Below are 8,230 nucleotides of genomic sequence, written 5' to 3' on the forward strand. Positions count from 1 at the left end.
AAACCCTGGGGCTGCTGCGCAGCCCATCGCGACACAAGGCCGCTCCTACAATAAGGGCCAGCGCCGGATTCAGGCGGCAGTGGCTACTTGTGGCCGGGCACAGGCCTTGGCCCGGCGCCGATAGGCCAGCAACAGGCCGGCGTACCACAACGGCATCACGTACAACGCCGTGCGGGTATCCGGCTCCAGCGCCAGCAGGCACAGCACGAAGATCAGAAACAGCTGCGCCAGCGCCGCAGTCGCCTTGCCACCCGGCAGCTTGAACTTCGACTGCTCATGCGCCAGCGGATTCTGCCGGCGGTAAGCGAAGTACGACAGCAGGATCAGCGACCAGGTCACGATGATCATCACCGCCGAAATGGTCGACACCAGGGTGAACACGGTCATCACCTCGGGGATAACGAACAGCAGCGTCAGTGCGATCGCCATGCACACCCCCGAGAACACCAGCGCCCGCACCGGTGTACCCGAGCCGGACAGCCGCCCGAACGCCACCGGCGCCTGCTGCTGGTGCGACAGGCCATAAAGCATGCGCGAACCCGAGTACACGCCGCTGTTGGCCGACGACGCCGCAGAGGTCAGTACCACGAAGTTGATGATGCCCGCGGCAGCCGGTAGCCCGCCCAGCAAGAACAGCTCGACGAACGGGCTGCGGTTGGCGGGCACATTGGCCCAGGAAATGACGCTGATGATGCACACCAGCGAGCAGATATAGAACAGCAAGATGCGCACCGGAATGGTGTTGATGGCCTTGGGCAAGGTCTTTTCCGGGTCTTTGGCTTCAGCGGCTGCGGTGCCGATCAGTTCCGTGCCGACAAAAGAGAAGATGGCGATCTGGAACCCGGCCAGGAAGCCGAGGATGCCATGCGGCATGACCACACCAGGCGCTACCAGGTGGCCGAAAGAAGCGGTTACCCCACCCGGCGACGTGTAGGAAGTGGCGACCATCACCAGGCCTGTCACCACCAGCAGCACGATGGCGACGATCTTGATCAGGCCGAACCAGAACTCCACCTCACCAAACGCCTTCACCGCCAGCATGTTCAGCCCCAGCAGCAGGAACATGGTGGCAAACGCTGGCAGCCAGGTGGGCACATCGGGGTACCAGTACTGCACGAACCCCGCCACCACCACCACGTCACCCACCGCCGCCACCACCCAGCTGAGCCAGTATGACCAACTGAGAATGTAGCCGGCCCGTGGCCCCAGGTAGTTGTGCACCAGCTCAGCGAACGACTCCATCTGCAGGTTGGCCAGCAGCATCTCGCCCATGGCGCGCATGATGCAAAACACGAAAAAGCCGATGATGGCGTAGACCAGGATGATCGAGGTGCCAGACAGCGCAATAATCTTGCCCGAGCCCATGAACAGCCCGGTACCGATCGCGCCACTGATCGAAATAAGCTGAATGTGCCGGTTTTCCAACCGTCGCTTGAGCACGCGGCCATCTTCCGGAACTGCGCTTTGCGCGTTGCACGTTTGCTGCATAGTTGACCTCTTATTCTTTTTGGGTAAAACCCCGGCGCCCCGCGCCGCACCATTAAGTTGGCACTGAAGTGCAGGTTGCAGTCAGGCATGACCGTCGAAGCGTGGGTATTAACACAGATGAAAAACAGTGCCCGGCGCAACTTCGCAGCGGGCTTGATTATTCTTTTGATACGCACCCGAATGGCGCGGCCGATACAGTCCCGCGAAAGCCGTTTCATTCTGACAGCGGCCCGGTTCAAGCGGAACGCTACAGAATGCACAGCGCCAAAGGGATTTTGTGCAGTGTGAAAAGCCCGGGTAGCAGTTTGCGCAATGCACCTGCCAGAAGGCTTGACCCAGCGGTCACATCTTGTAGGTCGAGAGCAGGATACTGGTCTCGGTGTTTTCGATGTGCGGTATCGAGCGAATGGTGTTCAACGCCCGGTCGAAGGCCTCGAGGGTGTCGGCGCGCAGCTCGGCCATGAGGTCCCAGCGGCCATTGGTGGTATGGATGGCCACCACGTTGGGGTGCCCGCGTAGCGCGTGCTTGACCTCGGCGGCGTGGTGGCCGCTGATGCCGATGCTGGTGATGGCGCGCACGCCCTGGTCCAGTGCATCGGAGCGCAGGCGTACCGTGTAGCCGATGATCACGCCCTGCTCTTCAAGCCGGGTAATGCGGTTTTGCACGGTGGCGCGGGCCACCTTGAGCTTCTTCGCCAAGGTCAGCACGGGGGTGCGCGCATTGTCCCGCAACAGCGCAATCAGTTCCCGATCGATAGTATCCATGGATGCCTGCCAAATAATCAGATTGCTATTTTTGGGTGGCAGATTGTCTAGAAAGTTGATGAAACTGGCAACCTGCTCTCTTCATCTTGACGCTACCTTTGCGCAAACTGTTCACGCCACTTCAACAATCTCAAGCGTGCAGCCTGCAGTAGCGGGGGCGACAGCGCAATAACAAGGTGCAAGAGCATGACGTATTTCATTGATGTTCCAACCATGTCGGACTTGGTGCATGACATTGGCGTAGCGCCCTTCATTGGTGAACTGGCAGCGGCCATTCGCGAAGACTTCACGCGCTGGCAGGAGTTTGATAAATCTGCACGCGTGGCCAGCCATTCGGAAGTGGGCGTGATCGAACTGATGCCGGTCGCCGACAACAGCCGCTATGCCTTCAAATACGTCAACGGTCACCCGGCCAACACCGCCCGCGACTTGCACACGGTAATGGCCTTCGGCGTGCTGGCCGATGTCGACACCGGTTACCCGGTGCTGCTGTCCGAACTGACCATCGCCACTGCCCTGCGCACTGCTGCCACCTCGCTGATGGCAGCCCAGGCACTGGCCCGGCCAAACGCGCGCAAGATGGCGCTGATCGGCAACGGCGCGCAAAGCGAATTCCAGGCGCTGGCCTTCCACAAGCACCTGGGCATCGAAGAAATCGTCGCCTACGACACCGACCCGCTGGCCACCGCCAAGCTGATCGCCAACCTCAAGGAATACAGCGGCCTGACCATCCGCCGGGCCAGCTCGGTGGCCGAAGCGGTGAAAGGCGTGGACATCATCACCACAGTGACCGCCGACAAGGCATACGCCACCATCATTACCCCGGACATGCTCGAACCGGGCATGCACCTGAATGCCGTGGGCGGTGATTGCCCGGGCAAGACCGAACTGCATGCCGATGTATTGCGCAACGCCCGGGTGTTCGTCGAGTACGAGCCGCAAACCCGCATCGAGGGTGACATCCAGCAACTGCCCGCGGACTTCCCGGTGGTCGACCTTTGGCGCGTGTTGCGCGGCGAAACCGAAGGCCGCCAGAGTGACAGCCAGGTCACCGTGTTCGACTCGGTAGGCTTCGCCCTGGAAGACTACACCGTACTACGGTATGTACTACAGCAAGCAGAAAAACGCGGCATGGGCAGCAAGATCGACCTGGTGCCATGGGTGGAAGACGACCCGAAGGACCTGTTCAGCCACACCCGCGGCCGCGCTGCCAAAAACCGCATCCGACGTGTTGCCTGACCCTGCTGCCAACCCGAGTATTTGCACATGGCATTTCCAACGCGTTCGATTCAAGCACCGGCAGCAGTGGTCATGGTTCGGCCACACGCCTTCACCCCCAACCCGGAAACCGCAGCCGACAACTCGTTCCAGCGCAGCCACACGGCGCTTGCCGCACAGACCGTGGCCGAGGTGGCCCGCGACGAGGTCACCCAGGCCGCTGGCAGGCTAGAAGCCGAAGGCGTGCGCGTGCACCTGTTCGACGACTTCGGCGAGCACGACACCCCGGACTCGGTGTTCCCCAACAACTGGTTCTCCACCCACCCCGGCGGGCATATCGCGATCTACTCGATGTACTCGCGCAACCGGCGCCGCGAACGCCGCGCCGATGTGATCGAGATGCTCAAGCATGAGTACCGCGTGCAGGATGTAATCGACTATTCGGGGCTGGAGCAGGACGAACTGTTCCTTGAAGGCACCGGCGCCATGGTCTTCGACCACCTGTCGCGGGTGGCCTACACCGCACGTTCCAACCGCGCCGACCCGATTGCCCTGGAGCGCTTCAGCACGCACTTCAACTTTGAGCCGATGGTGTTCGACACTGCCGATGAGCAAGGCACACCGATCTACCACACCAACGTGCTGATGTGCGTGGCAACCGAGTTTGCCCTGGTGGGTTTCGACACCTTCACCAACAAGGTGCGGGCCGAGGAAGTGCGCATGCGCCTGATGGAGTCGGGCCGCGATGTGATCGACCTGAGCAACCAGCAGATCAGCCAGTTTGCCGGTAATGCAATCGAGCTGTCGGGGCGTGACGGGCGTATTCTGGCGTTGTCGCGCAAGGCTCACGACAGCCTGAGTGCAGAGCAGCGCCAACGTATCGAACGCTCGGCGCGGCTGGTGCCGCTGGATGTGCCGACCATCGAGATGGCAGGGGGCTCGGTGCGCTGCATGATTGCCGGGATTCACCTGTCGCCGCGCATGGCTGCGGCCTGACAGGCTGGCGCAGTCGATGTAGGAGCGGCTTTAGCCGCGAACACCGGCGCAGCCGGTGCCACGCACCGCGTTGGATTCTTCGCGGCTAAAGCCGCTCCCACAGGGTATGCGGACCGCTTGCGAACTCAGTTCTTTGCGCGACAGCGCAGCGCAAAGGGCTGGGCGATCTCCTACAAAGACCGCGTCAAGTCGTAAGGCGCACTATATCCCGCCGCCGGCCAGCAACTGCGTCATCACCTCGGCCAACGCCTTGACCATCACATCCGCCGTGGGCCGATGCACGATGACGATTTCATAGCTGTCCACCTCCGGCAGCCCCTGCCCGCCCCCCAGCACCCGGTGCTCGCCCGTTGCCGCCCGCGGCGGCAGCAAACTGATGCCCATGCCATCGGCCACTGCGGCCTGGATGCCGCTGAGGCTGGAACTGGTAAAACTGATACGCCAGCGCCGGCCCATGCCTTCGATGGCGTTGATCATGTCTTCACGGTACAACCCACGTGGCGGGAAGGTCACCAGCGGGATCGGGTCCAGTTCGAAAGCCGGCGTGTGCGCGCTGTCGATCCACTGCAGGCGCTCTGGCCAGCAAGCCACACCTTCGCGGGTGTTGCGCCGCTGCTTGAGCAGCACCAGGTCGAGCTCGCCATTGTCGTAGGCCTGGCTGAGGTCTCTGCACAGGCCGCTGGTCACTTCCAGCTTCACCTGCGGGTGCAACCGGCTGAATGCCGACAGTGCATTGGTGGTACGCCCGCCAACAAAGTCTTCGGGCACACCCAGGCGCACGGTGGTGCCCACCATTGCACCGGCCAGGGCTTCGAGCATCTGGTCGTTCAGCGCCAGCATGTGCCGGGCGTAGCCCAGCAGGGTCTGCCCGGCATCGGTCGGCAGCACGTCGCGATTACCGCGTACCAACAGGCGGTGGCCGACCATGTCTTCCAGGCGGCGCACCTTCTGGCTGATGGTCGACTGGGTGGAATGCAGGCGCGCGGCAGCGGTGGTGAAGCTGCCGCAATCGGCCACCACGACAATGGCGCGCAACAGGTCGAGGTCGAACAGCGCCCTATTCGATTTCACGCTGACAGTCATCTTGGTATTCAACTACTGAATGGTAAGATTGACTTCTATCACGCCCCCTCCTGCAACGCTAGTCGCCGAGGGCGACGCCTTCGCGGCGGGGGTCGGCACCCCCTGACCAACCCTCGCCGTTGCGCTGAATAATCTGCATGCCGCTGGTCATGGTCATGGGCGTTACCTCATGGCCCCAGGCTGCCAGTTGGCGGATCAGCGCCGGGCTGGCCATCCCCGCCTCCACTTCCGTGCCGGCATTGCGGCTGCCAAAGTTGGGCAGGCCGGCGGCCTGCTGCGGGTCGAGCTGCCAGTCCAGCAGGCCGACCAGCGCCTTGTTCACGTAACCAATGATCTGTGAGCCGCCTGGCGAGCCGAGGCTGGCCACCAGTTCGCCGGATGCACGCGAAAACACCAGGGTCGGCGCCATTGCCGACAGTGGCCGCTTGCCCGGCTGTACCCGGTTGGCCACGGGTTTGCCGTGCTCCTGGGGAATGAACGAGAAGTCGGTCAGGGTGTTGTTGAGCAGGAAACCCTTGACCATAAGGTGCGAGCCGAACGCAGCCTCCACCGAAGTGGTCATGGCCAGCGCCTGGCCGCTGTCATCCACCGCACTGAGGTGCGAGGTGGAAATACGCAGTGGCGAGCGGTCAGGCGCCAAGGCCAGCTGCGCCCCCATCGGCTGGCCCGGGCGGGCGTGCTTCATGCTGTACTCGCCCACCTGCTTTGCGCGGCTGGCCAGGTAGCCGGCGTCGGTCAGCGCCTTCAGTGGCACCGGCACATAGTCGCTGTCTGCCAGGTACTGAGCGCGGTCGGCAAAGGCCAGGCGTTCGGCTTCGGCAACCAGGTGTACGGCCAAAGGCGGCGGCTCCAGGCCGGCCGGCGATGCATGGGGCACCGGCCGCAGTGCTGCCAGGTCGCGCTGCGGCGAAGCGCGCTGAACGGCTTCGAGAATGCCCAAGGTCTGCAGCACCGCTACGCCACCCGACGACGGCGGCGGCATGCCACAAATCTGCCAGGCCTTGTAAGGGCCGCACACCGGCTCGCGCTGCCTGGCCTGGTACCGCTGCAAGTCCTGCCGCGACAGGTAGCCGGCATTGGCATGGCTGCGCACCTCGGCCACGATGGCTTCGCCGATTTCGCCGCGGTAGAACACTTCAGGGCCTTGTGCAGCGATCTGCTCGAAGGTGTGTGCAAGCGCCGGGTTGCGCAGCAGCGTCCCGACTGCCAAGGGCCGGCCCTGCTCATCCAGGAAGTACCGCGCCATGGCCGGCGAGCGGGCAATGAAGGGGTCGCCAGCAATCAAGGTGTGAAGGCGTGCCGAAACCGGGAAACCGTTGCGCGCCAGCTCGATCGCCGGGGCGAACAGGTTGCCCCAGGGCAGTTTGCCGTGCTGTTCGTGAGCCAGCTTCAAGGCCCGCAGCACGCCTGGCACACCGACCGAGCGCCCACCAATCTGCGCCGCCCGGAACGGCATCGGTGAGCCATCGGCTTGCAGGAACAGTCTTTCCGTCACCGCTGCCGGTGCTGCTTCGCGGCCATCGAATGCCTGCACGCGCTGGCCATCCCAATACAGGATGAACGCTCCGCCACCAATGCCACTGGACTGCGGCTCGACCAAGGTCAGCACCATCTGCATGGCAATCGCAGCGTCGATGGCGCTGCCACCCGCGCGCAACATCGCCCGCCCCGCTTCGCTGGCCAGCGGGTTGGCGGCAGCGGCCATGTGCCGGCTGGCGTGCACCGGCTGCAGGCCACTGCGGTAACCGGAGGCCAGCTCTGGTGGCGCGGGCAACACCTGATCGGCGCAGGCCCAGCCACTGCCCAGCAGGCACAGGGCGCTCATCAGCGGCGTGGAGAATTTCATCGTTTGCTTCCTGCCTCATACCTATTAACCGGGGCACTGTGGGTCATGCGCAAACTTAACTTCAAGCCTTGGCGCGTTTTTTCTAGGATGCAGGCAAGTCACCAAGGAGCCCACCCCATGCGTCTATCACTCACGGCCATGCTGTTTGCCCTGTGCACCAGTCTTGCCGCCCACGCCGAGACCCACACCATGGACAACCGCCTGCACACCGCCGCCCGCCAGGATGACGTTCGCACCTTGCAACAATTGCTGGCACAGGGAGCGCAGCTGGAGAGCCGGGATGATCAGGGGCGCACTGCCCTGCTGGTGGCCACCCACGACAACAAAGTGGCTGCGGCGAAAGCACTGATCGAGGCCGGTGCCGATGTGAATGCCAAGGACAACATCAATGACAGCCCGTACCTGTATGCCGGCGCCCGGGGGCTGAATGACATCCTGCGGCTGACCCTGAACCACGGGGCAGACCTCAAGAGTACCAACCGTTATGGCGGTACTGCATTGATCCCTGCTGCCGAGCGCGGGCATGTCGAGACCGTGCAGATGCTGATCGATGCCGGGGTGGATGTGAACCACCTGAACCGGCTGCACTGGACTGCGTTGATGGAGGCAGTGGTGCTGGGTGATGGCGGGCCGCGGCATGTGGATATTGTGCGCCGCCTGCTGGCGGCCGGGGCGGATCGGCAGATTGCCGACAAGGACGGGGTAACGGCATTGGAGCATGCGCGGCAGCGGGGGTACAGGGAGATGGAAGCGCTGCTGGCTCGCTGATTTCGGGCCAGTCGCGATCCCTGTAGGAGCGGGGGGGGGGGGGGGGGGGGGGGGGGGGGGGGGGGG

General features: G+C 63.5%; 7 protein-coding genes. 3 read left to right on the forward strand and 4 right to left on the reverse strand.

The window, feature by feature from the left end; translation table 11 throughout:
* Window positions 1-69 precede the first annotated feature (69 nt).
* Window positions 70-1,488 (reverse strand): amino acid permease, encoded by a 1,419-nt coding sequence (locus IAE39_RS28295; RefSeq protein WP_201207771.1) that lies wholly within the window; start codon window positions 1,486-1,488, stop codon window positions 70-72.
* 342 nt (window positions 1,489-1,830) lie between these two features.
* Complete coding sequence (locus IAE39_RS28300; RefSeq protein ID WP_016499380.1) at window positions 1,831-2,253, reverse strand: Lrp/AsnC family transcriptional regulator; 423 nt, start codon at window positions 2,251-2,253, stop codon at window positions 1,831-1,833.
* 186 nt (window positions 2,254-2,439) lie between these two features.
* Between IAE39_RS28300 and IAE39_RS28305 the strand changes: the two genes are divergently transcribed.
* Both IAE39_RS28305 and ctlX read left to right on the forward strand, forming a co-directional pair.
* The gene (locus IAE39_RS28305) at window positions 2,440-3,492 is read left to right on the forward strand and encodes an ornithine cyclodeaminase (protein ID WP_201207772.1); all 1,053 of its coding nucleotides are present in this window, start codon (window positions 2,440-2,442) and stop codon (window positions 3,490-3,492) included.
* A 72-nt stretch (window positions 3,493-3,564) separates the two neighbouring features.
* Window positions 3,565-4,467, forward strand: coding sequence for a citrulline utilization hydrolase CtlX (gene ctlX / locus IAE39_RS28310; RefSeq protein ID WP_201207773.1), 903 nt, complete (start codon window positions 3,565-3,567; stop codon window positions 4,465-4,467).
* 201 nt (window positions 4,468-4,668) lie between these two features.
* Here ctlX and IAE39_RS28315 read toward each other — a convergent pair whose 3' ends face one another.
* Together IAE39_RS28315 and ggt are read right to left on the reverse strand one after the other, a co-directional pair.
* Window positions 4,669-5,550: a LysR substrate-binding domain-containing protein gene (locus IAE39_RS28315; RefSeq protein WP_201207774.1), complete on the reverse strand. Its 882-nt coding sequence runs from the start codon at window positions 5,548-5,550 to the stop codon at window positions 4,669-4,671.
* Window positions 5,551-5,608: 58 nt separating this feature from the next.
* Window positions 5,609-7,396, reverse strand: a complete 1,788-nt coding sequence (ggt, locus tag IAE39_RS28320; protein WP_201207775.1) for a gamma-glutamyltransferase — start codon at window positions 7,394-7,396, stop codon at window positions 5,609-5,611.
* A 117-nt stretch (window positions 7,397-7,513) separates the two neighbouring features.
* On the opposite strand from ggt, the gene IAE39_RS28325 reads away from it, so the two are divergent.
* Entirely contained in the window at window positions 7,514-8,164 is a 651-nt protein-coding gene (locus IAE39_RS28325) for an ankyrin repeat domain-containing protein (RefSeq protein ID WP_201207776.1), read from the forward strand.
* Window positions 8,165-8,230 lie beyond the last annotated feature (66 nt).

This window comes from Pseudomonas sp. S37, from assembly GCF_016658545.1.
Taxonomy (GTDB): Bacteria; Pseudomonadota; Gammaproteobacteria; order Pseudomonadales; family Pseudomonadaceae; genus Aquipseudomonas.

Coding starts and splice junctions, on each gene's coding strand:
- IAE39_RS28295 (WP_201207771.1), bottom strand. CDS start 1,488: ATGCAGCAAACGTGCAACGCGCAAAGCGCAGTTCCGGAAGATGGCCGC.
- IAE39_RS28300 (WP_016499380.1), bottom strand. CDS start 2,253: ATGGATACTATCGATCGGGAACTGATTGCGCTGTTGCGGGACAATGCG.
- IAE39_RS28305 (WP_201207772.1), top strand. CDS start 2,440: ATGACGTATTTCATTGATGTTCCAACCATGTCGGACTTGGTGCATGAC.
- ctlX (WP_201207773.1), top strand. CDS start 3,565: ATGGTTCGGCCACACGCCTTCACCCCCAACCCGGAAACCGCAGCCGAC.
- IAE39_RS28315 (WP_201207774.1), bottom strand. CDS start 5,550: ATGACTGTCAGCGTGAAATCGAATAGGGCGCTGTTCGACCTCGACCTG.
- ggt (WP_201207775.1), bottom strand. CDS start 7,396: ATGAAATTCTCCACGCCGCTGATGAGCGCCCTGTGCCTGCTGGGCAGT.
- IAE39_RS28325 (WP_201207776.1), top strand. CDS start 7,514: ATGCGTCTATCACTCACGGCCATGCTGTTTGCCCTGTGCACCAGTCTT.